At 39.2% G+C, this 18,241-nt stretch carries 12 protein-coding genes, 6 pseudogenes and 1 riboswitch; of the genes and pseudogenes, 14 read left to right on the forward strand and 4 right to left on the reverse strand.

What is annotated here, in order from left to right:
• The first annotated feature begins 13 nt into the window (after positions 1-13).
• Both modB and AC01GB_RS14650 read left to right on the forward strand, forming a co-directional pair.
• Positions 14-704, forward strand: a pseudogene (modB, locus tag AC01GB_RS14645) (molybdate ABC transporter permease subunit).
• Positions 698-1,694: pseudogene (locus AC01GB_RS14650) on the forward strand (TOBE domain-containing protein). Before modB ends, AC01GB_RS14650 begins: the two co-directional pseudogenes overlap by 7 nt.
• 68 nt (positions 1,695-1,762) lie before the next feature.
• Here the strand turns inward: AC01GB_RS14650 and AC01GB_RS14655 are convergent.
• A pseudogene (locus tag AC01GB_RS14655) lies at positions 1,763-2,581 on the reverse strand (pyridoxal phosphatase).
• A 762-nt stretch (positions 2,582-3,343) separates the two neighbouring features.
• Between AC01GB_RS14655 and AC01GB_RS14660 the strand changes: the two are divergent.
• Positions 3,344-3,943: a lytic polysaccharide monooxygenase gene (locus AC01GB_RS14660; protein WP_474452489.1), complete on the forward strand. Its 600-nt coding sequence runs from the start codon at positions 3,344-3,346 to the stop codon at positions 3,941-3,943.
• Between the two features lie 204 nt (positions 3,944-4,147).
• On the opposite strand, the gene AC01GB_RS14665 is transcribed toward AC01GB_RS14660, so the two are convergent.
• Entirely contained in the window at positions 4,148-4,714 is a 567-nt protein-coding gene (locus AC01GB_RS14665) for a 3'-5' exonuclease (protein ID WP_474452490.1), read from the reverse strand.
• Positions 4,715-5,313: 599 nt separating this feature from the next.
• Between AC01GB_RS14665 and pgl the strand changes: the two genes are divergently transcribed.
• The gene (gene pgl, locus AC01GB_RS14670) at positions 5,314-6,306 is read left to right on the forward strand and encodes a 6-phosphogluconolactonase (protein WP_474452491.1); all 993 of its coding nucleotides are present in this window, start codon (positions 5,314-5,316) and stop codon (positions 6,304-6,306) included.
• A 13-nt stretch (positions 6,307-6,319) separates the two neighbouring features.
• On the opposite strand, the gene bioA is transcribed toward pgl, so the two are convergent.
• Entirely contained in the window at positions 6,320-7,633 is a 1,314-nt protein-coding gene (gene bioA, locus AC01GB_RS14675) for an adenosylmethionine--8-amino-7-oxononanoate transaminase (RefSeq protein WP_474452493.1), read from the reverse strand.
• A gap of 58 nt (positions 7,634-7,691) precedes the next feature.
• Here bioA and bioB point away from each other — a divergent pair, with 58 nt between their 5' ends.
• From bioB to uvrB, 5 genes are all read left to right on the forward strand, one after another.
• Positions 7,692-8,759: a biotin synthase BioB gene (bioB, locus tag AC01GB_RS14680; protein WP_474452494.1), complete on the forward strand. Its 1,068-nt coding sequence runs from the start codon at positions 7,692-7,694 to the stop codon at positions 8,757-8,759.
• Complete coding sequence (bioF, locus tag AC01GB_RS14685) at positions 8,725-9,891, forward strand: 8-amino-7-oxononanoate synthase (protein WP_474452495.1); 1,167 nt, start codon at positions 8,725-8,727, stop codon at positions 9,889-9,891. The genes bioB and bioF overlap by 35 nt, the downstream gene beginning before the upstream one ends.
• Positions 9,860-10,633, forward strand: coding sequence for a malonyl-ACP O-methyltransferase BioC (bioC, locus tag AC01GB_RS14690; protein ID WP_474452496.1), 774 nt, complete (start codon positions 9,860-9,862; stop codon positions 10,631-10,633). Before bioF ends, bioC begins: the two co-directional genes overlap by 32 nt.
• Positions 10,626-11,303, forward strand: a complete 678-nt coding sequence (gene bioD / locus AC01GB_RS14695) for a dethiobiotin synthase (protein WP_474452497.1) — start codon at positions 10,626-10,628, stop codon at positions 11,301-11,303. The genes bioC and bioD overlap by 8 nt, the downstream gene beginning before the upstream one ends.
• Positions 11,304-11,829: 526 nt before the next feature.
• Positions 11,830-13,842 carry an excinuclease ABC subunit UvrB gene (uvrB, locus tag AC01GB_RS14700; protein WP_474452498.1) on the forward strand — a complete coding sequence of 671 codons (2,013 nt, stop codon included), beginning with the start codon at positions 11,830-11,832 and terminating at the stop codon, positions 13,840-13,842.
• 73 nt (positions 13,843-13,915) lie between these two features.
• On the opposite strand, the gene AC01GB_RS14705 is transcribed toward uvrB, so the two are convergent.
• Positions 13,916-14,869: a gluconeogenesis factor YvcK family protein gene (locus AC01GB_RS14705; RefSeq protein WP_474452499.1), complete on the reverse strand. Its 954-nt coding sequence runs from the start codon at positions 14,867-14,869 to the stop codon at positions 13,916-13,918.
• Between the two features lie 135 nt (positions 14,870-15,004).
• A riboswitch (molybdenum cofactor riboswitch) is annotated at positions 15,005-15,154 on the forward strand.
• Between AC01GB_RS14705 and moaA the strand changes: the two genes are divergently transcribed.
• The 5 genes and pseudogenes from moaA (at position 15,144) to AC01GB_RS14730 (ending at position 18,231) form a co-directional block, all read left to right on the forward strand.
• Complete coding sequence (moaA, locus tag AC01GB_RS14710) at positions 15,144-16,106, forward strand: GTP 3',8-cyclase MoaA (RefSeq protein WP_474452500.1); 963 nt, start codon at positions 15,144-15,146, stop codon at positions 16,104-16,106. It overlaps the preceding riboswitch by 11 nt.
• A 32-nt stretch (positions 16,107-16,138) precedes the next feature.
• Positions 16,139-16,617: pseudogene (moaC, locus tag AC01GB_RS14715) on the forward strand (cyclic pyranopterin monophosphate synthase MoaC).
• Positions 16,618-16,650: 33 nt separating this feature from the next.
• Positions 16,651-16,861, forward strand: a pseudogene (gene moaD / locus AC01GB_RS14720) (molybdopterin synthase sulfur carrier subunit).
• A pseudogene (gene moaE, locus AC01GB_RS14725) lies at positions 16,862-17,324 on the forward strand (molybdopterin synthase catalytic subunit MoaE).
• 196 nt (positions 17,325-17,520) lie between these two features.
• A complete protein-coding gene (locus tag AC01GB_RS14730; protein WP_474452501.1) occupies positions 17,521-18,231 on the forward strand; it encodes a Bax inhibitor-1/YccA family protein in 711 nt (236 codons plus the stop codon).
• Positions 18,232-18,241 lie beyond the last annotated feature (10 nt).

Below are 18,241 nucleotides of genomic sequence, written 5' to 3' on the forward strand. Positions count from 1 at the left end.
TTAATTCTTGCAGATGCTAAGTGAATATGAGTGGCAAGCTATTATTTTAAGCTTAAAAGTATCGAGTGTTGCGGTATTGGTCAGTCTGCCTTTAGGAATATTAATGGCCTGGATCTTGGCGCGTTGTCATTTTCCGGGCAAAACATTACTCGATAGTCTGATCCATTTACCGCTAGTATTACCGCCAGTAGTGGTAGGTTATCTGCTTTTAATGTCATTTGGTCGCCATGGGCAATGGGTGAATGGCTATACGATTGGTTTGGATTTAGTTTTACTTTTAGTTGGCGAGGTGCCGCTTTAGCTGCTGCTATCATCGCTTTTCCATTGTTGGTTAGAACAATAAGATTAGCATTGAAAGGCGTTGATAGACGCCTTGAGCAAGCCGCCCGAACATTAGGCGCTAATCCATTACGGTTTTTTTTACCATCACCTTACCGATCATCTTACCGGGAATTATTGTTGGTATGGTTTTGGCTTTTGCTCGTTCATTAGGTGAATTTGGTGTCACGATTACCTTTGTTTCTAATATTTCAGGTGAAACCAGAACCATTCCATTAGCCATGTATACTCTAATTGAAACACCAGGCGCAGAAATAGCCGCGGCTCGTTTATGTATTATTGCTATCATCTGAGCCTTGCTGTCGTTACGCTTTTCTGAATGGTTAACTCGTTGTGGCAGAAAACGCTTGGGGGCAATGTGTTAGCTTTGCGTCTGCAACAGCAGCTAGGGGATTTATCGCTCTCTGTTGATACCGCACTTTCGACTCAAGGGATCACCGCTATTTTTGGCGTTTCCGGTGTTGGCAAAACCTCCCTGATAAATCTGATAGGTGGGCTTACCAGACCTGATAAAGGACAGATTATTTTTAATGATCGGATTTTAGTCGATACGGATAAAGATCTGTTTGTACCACCAGAAAGGCGTAAAATGGGTGATGTTTTTCAATATGCGCGCCTGTTTCCACATTATAGCGTCAAAGGTAATTTGCAATATGGCATGTCTGGCGCAATGAAATCAAACTTTGATGATATTGTTCAATTGCTCGGTATTAAAACATTATTGCCGCGCTTGAATTATTATTAATGGATGAGCCATTAGCTTCGTTAGATTTACCACGCAAAAGAGAGTTACTTTCCTATTTGGAGAAGTTATCGCAAGATATCCAAATCCCTATTCTCTATGTCAGTCATAATCTGGATGAAATAGTCCGGCTGGCTGATAATGTAATTGTTATGTCAGCAGGTAAAATTGAAGCAGTCGCGCCGTTAGCTGATATTTGGTCGAGCAGTGTTTTCCGTCCCTGGTTACAAGCTGATACATTAAGTAGTATATTAAATGTTAAGGTGATCGAGCATCATAGCCTTTATACGATGACATCGGTTGCTATATAGGATCAACGATTGTGGCTTCCCCAGTTGCAATATCAATTAGGTCAATCGGTTCGGATCCGTATTGATGCCGCAGACGTTTCTTTAACCTTAGATAAGCCAACGCAAACGACTATTCGTAATATATTAAGGGTTAAAGTAGTGAGTGCATTGATGACAGCGAGCAAGTGGATGTTAAGTTAGCACTAAATAGCTACTTTATCTGGGCTAGGATCACGGGTTGGGCAAGAGATGAGCTAGAAATAAAGCCGGATAAATGGGTTTATGCCCAAATCAAGAGTCTATCGCTAACTCGTCGGCTTTAATTCTATTAATGATGCAATATTTGTGAACAAAGATTGTTAGCCAGTTGTGCAAATAGCTTTACAGCCTTTTATAGCACATATTTTTCGATCACTTGAGCGATCCCTGGCGCGCTATTTTGATCGGTAATTATATCAGCATGTTTTTTCACCTCATCACAGCTATTACCCATTGCAACGCCGAGACCTGCGGCAGTTAGCATGCTGACATCATTGAAATTATCACCAAAAGCTATCACATCTTTCATCGCTAAACCCTGAGATTCGACCCAACGTTGTAAACGCAAACCTTTGCTATTGCCTTTTTTAGCAATATCAACTTGATCAAACCATGACCACTCGCAAGCAAGCTCCAGCTCTTGTTGAATAGTTTGGCTAAAAGTACGTAATTTTTCGATATCAGGCGTACAAGTGGCAAATTTCTAAATAGCCGTAACTTGTTGGATTGCTGTATTAAAATTGTCAATTTTATGGATATTGGGACGTTGATTTTCAGGTAAAGAATCTGCTCATTTCAATGTTCGTTCAATAGCATCATTATGTTGTTGATATAGCATGGCGTCATCAACATACATCAAGTGGTTGATATCGGTACCTTGTAAATAGGCAACTACCTTAGTCGCTTCTGCTGCTGATAACGGATCCGATTCCAGCACTTTTTTAGCATGATAGTCATAGAGATAAGTACCATTGCAACAAATTGCCGGCGTATCCAAATTCAGTGCTTGATAAAATGGGTGAATAGCAGCGTGATGGCGGCCGGTAGCAATGATAACTTTGATCCCTTGGCGACGAGCTTGCTTTATAGCTGCTAAAGATTGTGGCAAGATCTGTTTTTGTGGATCCAATAGGGTACCATCGAGATCTAAAACGATGACGCGATATGACATAAATCAGCCTCATTAAATAGTGATATAGCATTTAATCTAGCTAGTAATTTTAAACAATGTAACTTAGTAAATTATTTATCTTACAGGTGCAAACCGATAAATTTTTCCGAATCTAATCATATCGAATAATAGTCGTTAACTAAACCAGAAAAAATAAATAATTACCTTAGTGGATAATAAACTAGCAACATAATTGAATATTAATAAGCAGCAAAAATTTTGGCCCGTTGAGTTAATAGATGGCCATTTTATTAATTTAATGTCAATGTTGTTAATTTTAAATCGATATTTATTGCCTTTTTTAACAATAAGTGCTTCTATCTGAACAGCTTATTTTAATATTAGTATTTAAATTTATTATGCCGATGGTTGTTAATTTTAACTGATATTTTGGTTAGATGATAAATTAGATATTAATTTATTATATTTTATAAAAATGGATTATTTATGAATTAAATTTCTTATTATTAAATATAACGAACGTTAGAATAATTTAGATAAGATTTGCTGAAATTATATTTATATCCTATTTAATATATTATTTTTATTTGTTATTTGATGGTCATTATTTTTCACATAAAGGCCAATATATTAATTTTTTTATTTTATTTATATTTAAGTGAAATGTTTTTTAAGCAAAAAATAGATTAATTAAATTGATATTTTAGTTTTATTGGCATAATAATTTAGCCAGCTGTATGTAATGTTATATAAAAATAGTGTTAATTATTAAAAGTAGAAATTATTTAAGGGATGTATTAAATGAAAAGTAAATTAATATTAGCTCCGTTAGCACTCATGTGCGCTACCAATATTGCAACTGCATCTGCAAAACCGGAACCACAGCATGGTTTTATTTTTGAACCTAAGAGCCGGGTAGTTTTATGTTGGATACATGAAAATAATAATTGTGGCGCTGTTGAATATGATCCTATTTCTACTGAAGGGCCGAAAGGTTTTCCGCAAGGCGGTGCTCGTGATGGTAAGATAGCCAGTGGTGATAATTCATCATTTTATAAACTCAACGAACAAAGTGTTGATCGCTGGAAAAAAGTACCGCTAACTTCAGGCAAAAACACCTTTCGTTGGTCGCTAACCCAGCCTCACAGAACAGAAAAATGGGAGTTTTTTATTACTAAACAGGATTGGAATCCCAATGCATCATTAACCCGTGCCTCTTTTGATTTAAAACCGTTCTGTGAGCGTTTTGACGGTGGTGAGATGCCAGCTAAAGATCAGATTTATTTTGATTGTGATGTTCCACAACGCACTGGTTATCAAGTCATTTTAGGTGTTTGGTCAATTGCTGATACGGCAAATGCTTTTTATCAAGTTGTCGATGTGGATATGCAAGCTAAATAATATTAATAGCCATTTTTAGTGTGTGAAGTAACCAATATTATAATTTCAAATCAGATTTGCAAACTTTTGTATTATGCAATATTTACTATTATTAATTGCTAGCTATTTCTACTTAGCTAGCTTTTATCAAATAATTTAGCGTAATGTGAGTTTATTGGTATTTGATATTAATCATTGGTAATTTTCATTAGCATGAATAAATTTTCACCCCTCATATTGGATAATTTTTTGCCAAATATTGGCAACATGGTTCACTTGATAAAGCGCACAATTAAGCGCATTATCTTGCGTTTTAACCATTGACAACTCATTTTGTAGATTAAAGCCACGGTTCATTCCTATATCGATAATAGTGTGTACATCACGATCATTACCGACATGCCAAAAAGGGGTTAAATTTGATCTTTCATAAGCGCCTCTTAAGACAAAATTAGCGCTTTTCCCCCAGACTTTTAAACCATCCATTCGTTCTTGTGCATTTTCGCGCGCCCAGAAATGTAATTCACGCAGAACATTATCAATTAATGGTAAACTTTTTTTGGCAATCGTTGCTCGAGCTTCATTAGATTGGCATAACCACCATTTTATGATTTCGCCATTAACTGTTCCACCGGCAGACATTGATGAAGAGAGATCGACAGCTTGATAAAAGGCAGCACCGGTTTCACCGGTTGTAGGATCAAAAAAAACCGCACCGATTGCTACAATGGCGGCGCAACTACCCATTCCCATGGTTTCTAAGTCTACCATTAAATTTTCGCGGGGTTTCATTACTATTCCTTAATTTTTTATTAACACTTAATGGTGTTAATCTGCTCATCCTGATATTTTCGGTTTATTATTTTAAAATTTTGCTCACGGCTTTCTGATGTTATTTATGACTTAATTATGCGAAACTGATAAAATCTATATAAAGCGCTTGGTCAAATAAACTCGGCTTATATGTTGCTTACAGTAAACAATAATCTGAAATTTATATTAAATATTTAATGGATGTATTGATTATATTGCGTTTTTGTTAAAAAATTTTTATTAACAAAATAAATATCTTATATATTTATATAATATTATTTTTTTACTTTTTAGCAACAGATTTTTTATAGGATTTAATTTAATTGGTGATAATCTGAATACTAAATTTAGTTGAATAAGGCTATATTCAATGGCTCTCAACAGTTGTGAAATTATTATCGGTAAATATAAACTTTAGTCACAGAGTGATAATTTATAAAAACCTGCAACATAGTGACATCAGTTAGCTGATGAATAAATTTTTTTATTAACCATTTGGCTATTTTGTCATTATTTAGCAGCAAATCGGATATGATAATTGAGGCTATTTTGTAGAATCATTTCTGAGGAGTTAAGCAATGAAACAGGTGGTGTATGTTGCCAGTCCAGAAAGCAAGCAAATTCATGTTTGGTCAATGGATGAAAAGGGCAAACTGATATTATTGCAACAGTTGACATTACCAGGTGAAGTACAGCCGATGCAGATTAGTCGTGATGGTCGACACCTTTATGTTGGTATCCGTCCTGATTTTGCGATTATTACTTATCTTATTTCAACTGCAGGAAAACTCAGCCAACAGGCCATTACCGATATTCCCGCCACGCCAACCCATATTGAAATTGATAATCAGGGTCATTGGTTATTTATTCCCTCTTACCATCAGGGTAATTTAATGGTGTTACCGGTTGATCAACAGGGGATCGCTCAATCACCAATTCAAGTTATTGGCGATTTAAAACATCCCCATGCATCGGGAGTAAGTTTTGATAATTCATACTTGTTTGTACCTTGTCTACGGGAAGATCAGATCCGCGTTTATACCATTAATGACAATGGACATTTAACCGAACAGGTTGCCTATCGGATCACAACTAATGAAGGCGCAGGGCCCCGCCATTTGGCATTTTCGCCCAACCACAACGCTTTTTATTGTTTAAATGAGCTAGATGCCACCATTAATGTATATTCTGTATTTGAACCTTATCAGCAAAAGCAAAATTGTGGCATTTTAGCTGCCGGAGCGGCATGTAAACCTTGGGCTGCCGATATCCATATTACGCCAAATGGTCGTCATCTTTATGCTAGTGAACGTTCTGCCAGTATAATACGCCACTTCGAGGTGACAGCAGAGGGGTTAGCATTAACGCCGATGGCAGCTTATGCAACCGAAACTCAACCACGTGGCTTCAATATTGATCAAAGCGGTCATTTTTTGCTGGCCGCAGGCCAAAAGTCCGATCATATTGCGGTTTATAAAATAGATGCGGTGACTGGCGTGCTACAAGCATTAGATCGGTATCCGGTTGGCAAAGGGCCGATGTGGATCACGACCCATATAATTGAAAAATAAATTATTTTTTAATTTACAGCTTGATGGCTATTTTTTTTATCGCTTGCGTTAACTTAGTCAGCTGTTCAGCGGTAATAATATAGGGTGGCATTAAATAAATTAATTTACCAAATGGCCGGATCCAGACTCCTTCAGCGACAAAATGACGTTGTAATTCAGGCACATTGACGGGGTTTTTCATTTCAACAACACCAATTGCGCCTAAAACTCGCACGTCAGCAACTTGTGGTTGATCTCGCAGTGGGTAGAGTTCAGCCATTAATTGATTTTCAATGTTTTTCACCCATTTTTGCCATGGGCTATTCCTTAGTAATGTTATGTTCGCATCAGCGATCGCGCAGGCTAGTGGGTTGCCCATAAAAGTGGGCCCATGCATAAAACAGCGGGCTTTACCTAGGCTGATAGTCTCTGCGATAGAACGGCTGGTCAGAGTGGCTGACAGAGTAACATAACCACCGGTTAGCGCTTTACCTAAACATAAAATATCCGGCGCAATGCCGCTGTGTTGACAAGCAAATAATTTGCCGGTACGGCCAAAACCGGTGGCGATTTCATCGGCAATCAGCAAAATATTATAGTGATCGCATAATTCTCTCACTGCCGTCAAATAATTAGGGTGATAAATTCGCATACCGCCCGCTCCCTGAACGATCGGCTCAACGATAATGGCAGCAATTTTGTCGGCCTGTTCGGTTAGTATTTTTTCTAATGGGATCAGAGAGTCAGCTTGCCATTGTTGATAAAAACCGCATTGAGGCGCTTGCACGAAAATATGTTCGGGTAGATAGCCGCGATAAAGACTATACATCGAGTTTTCCGGATCGCAAACTGACATAGCACCAAAGGTATCACCATGATATCCTTGTTGTAAGGCAATAAACTGGCGGCGCGCTTCGCCTCGTGCCTGCCAATATTGTAATGCCATTTTTAATGCCACCTCGACCGCAACTGAGCCGGAATCAGCCAGAAAAATACACTCTAATTTATCATTAGTTATATCGATTAATTGTCGGCACAAAGCAGTCGCTGCCGGATGTGTGATGCCGCCAAACATTACATGGGACATTTTCGTTAATTGCTCTGTAGCGGCTTGATTGAGTGCGGGATGGTTATAGCCGTGAATTGCTGCCCACCAGGAAGCCATACCATCAATCAATTTTCTGCCATCAGCTAATTCAAGTTCGACACCTGAAGCGCGCACGACAGGATAGGCTGGTATTGGTTTGGTCATTGAAGTGTATGGGTGCCAAATATGTTTCGCATCAAAATTAATATCGTCGATTTTTATTATCCATAGTAAACTAATTATATTTGTTTTAGTTGACATTATAACGCAGTTATTTAAACTGGCAATACTTTTTGTTTCATAAGAGAGAATGGTGAAGATGGAAAAACCATGGACACTTAGCCATGCACAAGCACTATTTGATTTACCTTTTTTTGCATTACTTTTTCAAGCTCAGCAAGTTCATCGTCAACATTTTGATCCGCAACAGATCCAGATTAGTACTTTACTCTCTATTAAAACCGGCGCCTGCCCGGAAGATTGCAAATATTGTCCACAAAGTGCTCGCTATAAAACCGGATTAAAAGCCGAGCGACTATTAGAAGTCCAGCAAGTGATCGAATCGGCTAAACAAGCCAAAAAAGCCGGTTCAACCCGTTTTTGTATGGGCGCTGCCTGGCGCAATCCCCATGAACGCGATATGCCTTATCTCGAAACCATGGTGAAAGAAGTCAAAGCGTTAGGCTTAGAAACTTGCATGACACTGGGTAAATTAAATTATCAGCAAGCACACCGGTTAGCGGAAGCTGGACTTGATTATTACAATCACAATTTAGACACCTCACCTGAATTTTATGGCAGCATCATTACCACTCGAACCTATCAAGAAAGGCTGGATACGATTGATGTGGTTCGTCAGGCAGGCATGAAGGTATGCTCTGGTGGAATTGTTGGTTTAGGTGAAAAGGTTACTGATCGAGCGGCGCTATTGGTTCAATTAGCTAATTTACCGCAGGCTCCTGAAAGTGTGCCGATTAATATGCTAATAAAAATAAAAGGCACTCCCCTTGAAGATAATGAAGATGTCGATCCTTTTGACTTTATTCGAACCATCGCTGTTGCCCGTATTATGATGCCAACCTCTTTTGTCCGGCTTTCTGCTGGCCGTGAACAGATGAATGAACAGATGCAAGCACTCTGTTTTATGGCCGGGGCTAACTCCCTCTTTTATGGCTGTAAGTTATTGACGGTCGCTAATTCCAAAGAAGATAAAGATCAGCAACTTTTTCGCAAGCTAAATATTAATCCTCAACCGATTGAAACCGCCTTGACTCACCACCAGCAAATTGAGCAGCTGGAAGAAGCGATGATGCAGGTGGATACGGAACAGTTTTATAACGCGGCACTATATAATGAATTGGTCAACATTTTTAACTCGTCAACTTAATAGGCGCAAGCAGCAAGCATTGTGGCGGCAGCGGCAGCTAATAAAAAAAAATGATGGGTGTACGCTAATCTTTGAACAACAGCAGTATGTCAATTTTTCAAGTAATGATTATCTGGGATTAAGTCATCATGCGGCAATTATTAAAGCCTGGCAAACAGGATTAAGCCAATATGGAACAGGTAGTGGAAGCTCTGGTCATGTTATCGGTTTTAATTGCGCTCACGCCCAATTAGAGCAACAGTTTGCCGATTGGTTAGGTTACCCCCGTGCTTTGTTATTTATTTCCGGCTATGCGGCAAATCAAAGTGTAATAACGGCCTTAATGAACAAAAATGATCATATTGTGGCCGATAAACTCAGTCATGCATCCTTACTGGAAGCCGCGATGTTATCGCCAGCTAGATTACAACGTTTTGCCCACAATCAACCTGACGCCTTAAGGCATCTTTTGGCGACCAATCATACTGGTAAAACACTGGTTGCTACTGAAGGTATATTTAGTATGGATGGAGATAGTGCCCCTTTAGCTCAATTGCAGGCAGTGACGAGGCAAGCGCAGGCGTGGTTATTAGTGGACGATGCCCATGGTATTGGCGTAAGAGGCCATGAAGGCAGAGGTAGTTGTTATCTACATAAGATAAAACCTGAACTGCTGGTGGTGACATTTGGTAAAGCTTTTGGTCTTAGTGGTGCGGCACTGCTTTGTGATGAAAAAACCGCTGACTATTTTCTGCAATATGCTCGCCATTTGATTTATAGTACTTCAATGCCTCCGGCTCAAGCAGTGGCATTAACTGAGGCGGTTAGACAAATTCGTCAAGCAGATGAATTAAGAGCCAATTTACAGCGCAATATCGATTATTTTCGTCAATTAGCTAACCACTATCAATTGCCACTATTAAATTCCGCTAGCGCAATTCAGCCACTCATTGTTGGTAGTAATCAACGCTGTTTACAGTTATCTCAATTTTTACGCCAGCAAGGATTTTGGGTGCAAGCTATTCGGCCGCCAACGGTACCAGCGGGTAGTGCAAGATTAAGGATCACCTTGATGGCAAATCATCAATTAGCCGATATTGCACAGTTAATGGAAACATTAAATGACTTCTTTAACAACGACGCCGATGAATAAGCAAGCGATTGCTCATGCTTTTGGGCGGGCGGCCAAAAATTACGACAATATTGCCTTATTTCAACAACAAAGTGGCCAACACCTGTTTGATTGCTTATCTGCAATACCTGGTAACACAGTGCTGGATGCTGGCTGTGGTACCGGCTATTTCAGTGCGCAGTGGCAGTTAGCCGGAAAACGGGTTATAGCCCTCGATTTGTCTGCATCAATGTTAGCCATTGCTCAACAAAAGCAAGCGGCTATGAGCTATATCCAGGCCGATATGGATAGGTTACCATTCGCCGATAAAAGTGTTGATCTCTGTTTTAGTCATCTTGCTATTCAGTGGTGTAGTAATTTATCTACCCCATTAAGTGAGTTATATCGTGTTACTAAAAAGGGTGGGGTTGTTGCTTTTTCTACTTTAGTCGATGGCTCATTACAAGAGCTACAACAGTGTTGGCAAAAAGTTGATAATAACCGGCACATTAATTCTTTTATGGCTTTTGAACAAATTAAGCAGGCTTGTCGTGATTGGCAGCATAGTTTAGAACAGCGTTGCTGGCATTTAACTTACCCTACATTTGCTTGTTTACTTCAATCTATAAAGGGTATTGGCGCGACTTATCTAACGGATGGGCGTCAGCAGCAGGGTCTAATGACAAAAAACCAGTTAGCTAAACTGGTTGATCATTATCCTCATATTAATCAGCAATTTCCCTTAACTTATCAACTGGTTTATGGAATATTATATCGTGAATAGATGTTTTTTTGTCACTGGAACTGATACAGATGTGGGTAAGACTGTCGTCAGCTGTGCGCTGCTACAAGCAGCTGCCGATCAGGGTTATCAAACAGCGGGCTATAAACCGGTAGCCTCAGGCAGTGAACAGTTAACCATTGGCTTAAGAAATTCAGATGCTCAGTTATTAAGAAAAAATAGTAGCGTGAAACTGAATTACCATGATGTTAATCCGATCGTTTTTGCTCAAGCAACGTCACCCCATATTGCTAGTCAACTAACAGGGGAGCTTATCGATTGGCAGATAATGCATACAGGATTAAATAAATTAAAACAATCTGCTGACTGGATTATCGTCGAAGGTGCTGGTGGATGGTATACACCGCTTTGTGCTGAACACACTTTGGCTGATTGGGTTATACAACAGCAATTGCCAGTGATATTAACAGTTGGCATTAAATTGGGTTGTATCAACCATGCAACATTAACCGCACAGGCCATTGAGCAAAGTGGCTTATTATTGGCAGGCTGGGTGGCTAATGAAATTGTTTTACCGGGTCAATATCAGCAGGATTATTTGTTAACATTACAGCAACGGCTGTCAGCGCCATGTTTAGGAGTTATTCCGCATTTGCCGAATAGGCAATCTCATTCGATTGGCAAATTTGTCAATTTAGATAACCTACTGTAATAGGAATAATTTTTCGGCTGAAGCGTTATACCGCTTTAGCCATCTTTTGCTTGAATTAGCTTAATTGCAATAAATGAAATGCTATTTTTCTTTTTTTGCTTATAAAAAAATTTTTTTGTGATTATTTTTTGGCAAAAATTTTTGCCAATGCTCAAGTGAAAATCTTACAACTATTGATGCTGAAAAGAATTTCTTGAGTTATCCACTATTCCTGTGGATAACTTTGTGTATTAAATCTAGAAAAGTTACGCTAACCGAGATGGGACGAGGCTTGGCGGGCAGTTGATGCCATTCTCTGCTCTGAATTAAAATTTTATAAATATTAACATGTTATATAAAATCAAGTCTGAAATGATATATAATAAAGTTTTACATTGGCTGATTAGCATAAAATATAATTCAAGGTAAAAAAAGCTTGGGGATAACTAAGTTATTAAAATAATAAATATATGTAAATAATTGGTTGTTTATGAAACTGTTTTTTTATCCAGTATGATAAAGAAATATTTTTAGTAGAGAGGGTTAGATGAGTAAAGTCTTCAAATTGCATGCTGAATTTCAACCTGCCGGTGATCAGCCTGCAGCGATAAAGAAATTAATCGAAGGTCTTAATGATGGATTGGCTCATCAAACCTTACTTGGTGTCACCGGATCGGGTAAAACATTCACTATCGCTAATGTTATTGAGCAAGTTAACCGCCCGGTAATGGTAATGGCTCACAATAAGACGTTGGCTGCACAATTATATAGTGAGATGAAGGATTTTTTCCCTGACAATGCGGTGGAATATTTTGTTTCTTATTATGATTATTATCAACCAGAAGCGTATGTTCCAAGCTCCGATACCTTTATTGAAAAAGATGCTTCTATTAACGAACATATTGAACAGATGCGACTCTCTGCCACTAAAGCACTGCTTGAAAGGAGTGATGTTATTGTTGTTGCTTCGGTATCAGCGATTTATGGTTTAGGTGATCCTGATAGCTATCTAAAAATGATGCTTCATTTGACCAAAGGTATGATTATTGATCAGCGAGCTATCTTACGCCGCCTGGCTGATTTGCAATATAGCCGCAATGATCAAGCATTTCAGCGAGGAACATTTAGAGTTAGGGGGGAAGTGATTGATATTTTTCCTGCCGAATCAGATCAATATGCGTTACGAGTTGAATTATTTGATGAGGAAGTAGAACGGCTAGCGCTTTTTGATCCCTTAACCGGACAGATCCAACATAATGTACCGCGATTTACCATTTATCCTAAAACCCACTATGTAACTCCACGTGAGCGTATCCTTGAAGCCATGGAGCAGATTAAAACTGAATTGGCACAAAGACGTAAATTACTACTGGAAAATAGTAAACTAGTTGAAGAGCAGCGGTTAACACAGCGTACTCAGTTTGATTTAGAGATGATGAATGAATTGGGCTATTGTTCTGGTATTGAAAATTATTCACGTTATCTTTCTGGCCGTGCAACTGGTGAACCACCACCAACATTGTTTGACTATTTACCCGCAGATGGTTTATTAGTTATTGATGAATCGCATGTCGCCATCCCACAGATTGGTGGTATGTACCGAGGTGATCGCTCGCGTAAAGAGACATTGGTAGAATATGGTTTTCGCTTACCTTCGGCGTTGGATAATCGCCCGTTACGTTTTGAGGAATTTGAAGGACTTTCCCCACAAACAATTTATATTTCTGCCACGCCAGGTAAGTATGAATTGGAAAAATCGGCAAATGAAATTATTGAGCAAGTTGTCCGGCCAACTGGCTTACTCGATCCCGAAATTGAAGTTCGTCCGGTAGCCACCCAGGTTGATGATCTGTTATCTGAAATCAATTTGCGTACAGCGGTAAATGAACGAGTGCTAGTAACAACGTTAACCAAAAGAATGGCAGAAGATTTGACCGATTATCTGCAAGAACATGACATAAAGGTTCGTTATTTGCATTCAGATATTGATACCGTTGAACGGGTCGAAATTATTCGTGATTTGCGATTAGGCTTATTTGATGTTTTAGTGGGCATCAACTTGTTGCGTGAAGGGTTGGACATGCCAGAGGTATCACTAGTTGCTATTTTAGACGCAGATAAAGAAGGATTTTTACGTTCAGAACGTTCATTAATTCAAACGATTGGGCGTGCAGCGCGTAACCTGAAAGGTAAAGCTATTTTATATGGCGATAAGGTTACTGATTCAATGGCAAAAGCGATTAAAGAAACGGAACGTCGTCGCGAAAAGCAAATCGCCTTTAATCAACAGCATGGTATTGTGCCTAAAGGTTTAAATAAAAAAGTTGGCGATATTTTACAAGTCGGTGTACCAGTATCGGCAAAAGGTAAACATAAACAACCGCAAGTATCACCGATTATCGAAGATTATCAGAAACTTTCGACCAAAGAATTGGAGCTTAAAATTCAGGCGTTAGAAGCGCAAATGTATCGTTATGCAAAAGATCTTGAATTTGAACAAGCAGCCAGTTTACGCGATCAAATTCAATTGCTACGTGAACAGTTTGTTGCTAATTCTTAAAGCATTAGACAATTTTTATCCGCAGTGCGGTGCAGCCACGCCCTCTAAGGCGGGATGGGTGCCAAGCAAGCCGTTAGCTGGCATTCGGGTATGGTGATAAGTTAAAAGGTTTAAGTTGATGAATTTTGTGTGCCATGTCTTCAATAGCCTGGCGCAATAAGTCTCGATCATGATGGTAACAGACATTTTGGTCAGCCAGTTTTCTTTGGATCACGATTCGATCTGGTAGGCTTGATGTATCGGTTACTGGACCAGGGATAACCGCATCAATTTTCTGTTGGCCAATGTGTTTTTCAATCATTGCAATTTTTTCGGTTAGTTGCATATTGGCAGCGGGTTGGTTTAGTTCTTTACCAATATTACCAATATAGATGATTGCTGCCCGGCATGCTTGTAATGCTTGCGTTAGGTCATTCATTAGAAATAAAGGCATCATGCTGGTTAAAAAGCTACCTGGGCCAATGATGATCAAATCAGCATTATGGATAGCATCGAGAGCCTCTGGCGTGCAACTTACCTGAGGAGATAACATTAATTTTTGTGGTAGTGAGGTGAGTTGATCAACATTAACTTCGCCATAGATTTCATTGCCCATCAAATCGATTGCCAGTAAATCAGCTGGTTGCTCGGACATAGGAATAAGATGCGCCTTCACTTTTAATAGACTACGGATTAAGTTGATCGCATCTAACGGCCTCACACTGAGATGATCAAGCGATTTTAGCATTAAATTACCCAGATTATGGCCACCAAGTTCACCGTTACCGGTAAAACGATATGCAAACATAGTTGATGCAATCGACGGTTCCGTAATTAATTGGTTTAAACAGTTGCGTGTATCTCCCCAGGCAATACCACCCTCAGAACGGCGAATTCGACCGGTAGAGCCACCATCATCAGTTATAGTGACAATCCCTGTTAATTGAGAATTTAGAAATGCAAGGGATGACATCACCCGACCCAAACCATGACCACCACCCAGCGCGACAACTTGCCCTAAATTATTAAGAATACTGCGATTATGCATTACTTCCCCTATTTTATTTTCCGCTAATTGATTAACTTGTTGAATTACAACCTATAGATTTGAGTGCTTAATCGCTTTTATAAATATTTAGCAATAAGATTTATAGCAATCATCATATTACGCTATTATTGTATGTGGTGTTATTAACTCCTAGCCTTTTTACCTAAGTTTGTGAACTTAACATTTAAATAGGGTATTAAGGCCGTGGCATTTATCAGCCACCAGGGTGCAAGGTAGAAATGTCTGCATCTCCCGTATTTGGAAAGGTGTTATTATGACTCAACTTATTGATACTTTTGCCCGTAAATTCTATTACTTAAGACTATCCATAACGGATGTATGTAATTTTCGCTGCACATATTGTCTACCAAATGGATATAAATCGAATGGTGATCAAGCCTTTTTATCGTTGCAGGAAATTGCTTTTTTGACTAAAGCTTTCGCTGAGCTTGGTACCGAAAAAATTCGCTTAACCGGCGGCGAACCTACCATGCGCCGTGATTTTATTGACATTGTTGCTACCATCAAACAAAACCATGCGATCAAGAAAATTGCCGTAACTACTAATGGTTATCGATTGGCCAAAAATGTTAGCCAGTGGAAAAATGCCGGTTTAACGGACATTAATGTCAGTGTTGATAGTCTTGATCCGCGACAGTCTTTAGCCATTATCGGGCAAGATAAATTTTTTCAAGTCATGGCCGGGATTGATGTTGCTTTAGAGGCAGGTTATGACAAAATAAAAGTCAATGTTGTGTTGATGAAAAACATCAATGACAGTAATTTAGCGAGTTTTATCAACTGGATCAAATTGCGGCCAATCCAACTACGATTTCTTGAATTAATGGAAACTGGCGAGAGTGATAAAATATTTTGTCGTCACCATGTCTCAGGCGAAAAGATCCGGCGGCGCTTATTAGAGCAAAATTGGCAGCAAATACCACGCTGTTGTTCTGATGGACCGGCCCAGGTTTTTAAGCACCCTGATTACTATGGTGCTTATGAGCAGAATTTTTGCCAAAGTTGTAATCGCTTACGGGTCTCTTCTATCGGTCATCTTCATCTCTGTCTGTTTGGCGAGCGCAGTATTATTTTACGCGATCTATTGGTTGATGCATCCCAATCTGAGGCATTAAAAGCACGTATTCGGGCAGAATTACAGTTAAAACGTGCAAGCCATTTTCTTCATCAAGGAGATAGTGGTATCACGTCAAATCTTTCAATTATTGGGGGATAAATGCGATTTTTAGCGATTTTAAGGAGCTTAAAATGTCTCAATTAACCCATATCAACTCAGCGGGTGAAGCGCATATGGTGGGTGTGGCTGCTAAAGCGGAAACCATACGCGAAGCGCGGGCTGAAGCATTTATAACAATGAATGCTAAGACGCTTAATATGATTATCAATGGTAGTCATCATAAAGGTGATGTTTTTGCGACTGTGGGGATTGCTGGTATTCAGGCCGCCAAAAAGACGTGGGATCTGATCCCGCTTTGCCATCCACTATACTCAGTAAAGTGGAAGTTTTACTGGAAGTACAAACAAGCAATAATCGCATTCGAATTGAGTCATATTGTCGGTTATCCGGTAAAACTGGCGTTGAAATGGAAGTGTTGACCGCTGCATCAATTGCCGCATTAACCATTTATGACATGTGTAAAGCGGTGCAGAAAGATATGCTGATTAGTGCGGTTAGATTATTGGAAAAAACGGGTGGTAAATCCGGTGATTTTAAGGTAACACCATGATTTAATTACTTTTCTTTTTCCCAAGTCCGTGAATTGACAGGCACTGATAGATTAGAGTTAGAAAATCGTTATTCTACCGTAGAAGAAATTAGGTGATGCATTAAGCCAACGCGTTGAGCGCTGGGCATTAGCACTAGAACACAAAAAGCTGCTTTTTGCGGTTAATCATACCTTTGTACAGTCAGATCATCCATTAACTGCTGGCGATGAAATCGCATTTTTTCCACCGGTAACGGGAGGATAAATGACAAATACACGATTGCTTATTCAACAAGCGAATTTTAATGTCGGTGAACAATATGAATGTTAGCACAATGTCATGATGATGGTGCGGTGGTTGTGGTTACTTTCACCGGTAAAGTGCGTAGTCACAACTTGGGTGATAGTATTAACACTCTTACTCTTGAACATTATCCAGTCATGACAGAGAAAGCGTTACAGGATATTGCCAATGAAGCGCGTGGTCGTTGGCAGTTGCAACGTATCTGTATTATTCATCGGATTGGTACTTTACAGCCGGGTGAGGAAATCGTGTTTGTTGGAGTTACTAGCGGCCATCGTAACACTGCTTTTTTAGCGGCAGAATTTATTATGGATATATGAAAACAAAAGCGCCATTTTGTAAAAAAGAGCATTTAGCGCAAGGGCAAAACAGTCGTTGGGTTGAGGCCAGAGCGAGTGATCAAGCCGCATTTCAGCGTTGGTAACACAATTTTTATTGGATTTATTTCAATTTATTGATATTTAGCTAAATAAAGTAAAAGTAATGTAAAACCTTCTCTTATTTGCGCATATCAAACCATGGTTTTAGCCAGAAATTATGATAGACTTAACTTAAGTTTACTGAGCTATTTAGTTTACTAAATGGCTTTATCTTTAACGCAAGTGATGAGGGTAATCATCATGGATCGATTTGAACATCAAAATGATTCAATCGTCCAGCGCGCTGGCGCAGGTATTCAAACCTATATGGCGCAAGTATACGGCTGGATGACGGTAGGTTTGTTATTAACTGCTTTTGTTGCTTGGTATGCGATTAATAATAGTAATATTATTATGTATCTGGCGACGCATAGTTGGGTATTGATAGGCCTTATTGTTGCTGAATTTGCATTAGTCATAGGATTATTATTTCTGTTGCCCAAATTGAGTGGCGCGCTGTCAACGGCCATGTTTATGCTCTACTCGGCGCTGACAGGCTTAACCATTTCTCTCGTATTAGTTACCTACACTGGCGCTTCGGTTGCCAGCACCTTCTTTATCACTGCTGCTATGTTTGGGGCACTGAGTTTTTATGGTTATACAACCAAATGTAGCTTAAGTGGTATGGGTAGTTTCTTATTTATGGCACTAATCGGGCTAATTATTGCTTCATTGGTCAATATTTGGCTGCAAAGTTCTGGCTTAACGTTGGTTATCACCTACGCGGGTGTATTAATTTTTGCAGGTTTGACGGCTTATGATACACAGAAACTGAAAGACATGGGCAGCCAAATTGATAGAGGTGATCAAGAAGGTATGCGTAAATACGCTATTCTTGGTGCATTGACACTCTATTTAGATTTTATTAACTTGTTCTTAATGATGTTACGTATTTTAGGCGATCGCCGTTAATTTAACCTGT

The organism is Candidatus Arsenophonus phytopathogenicus (assembly GCF_056113345.1).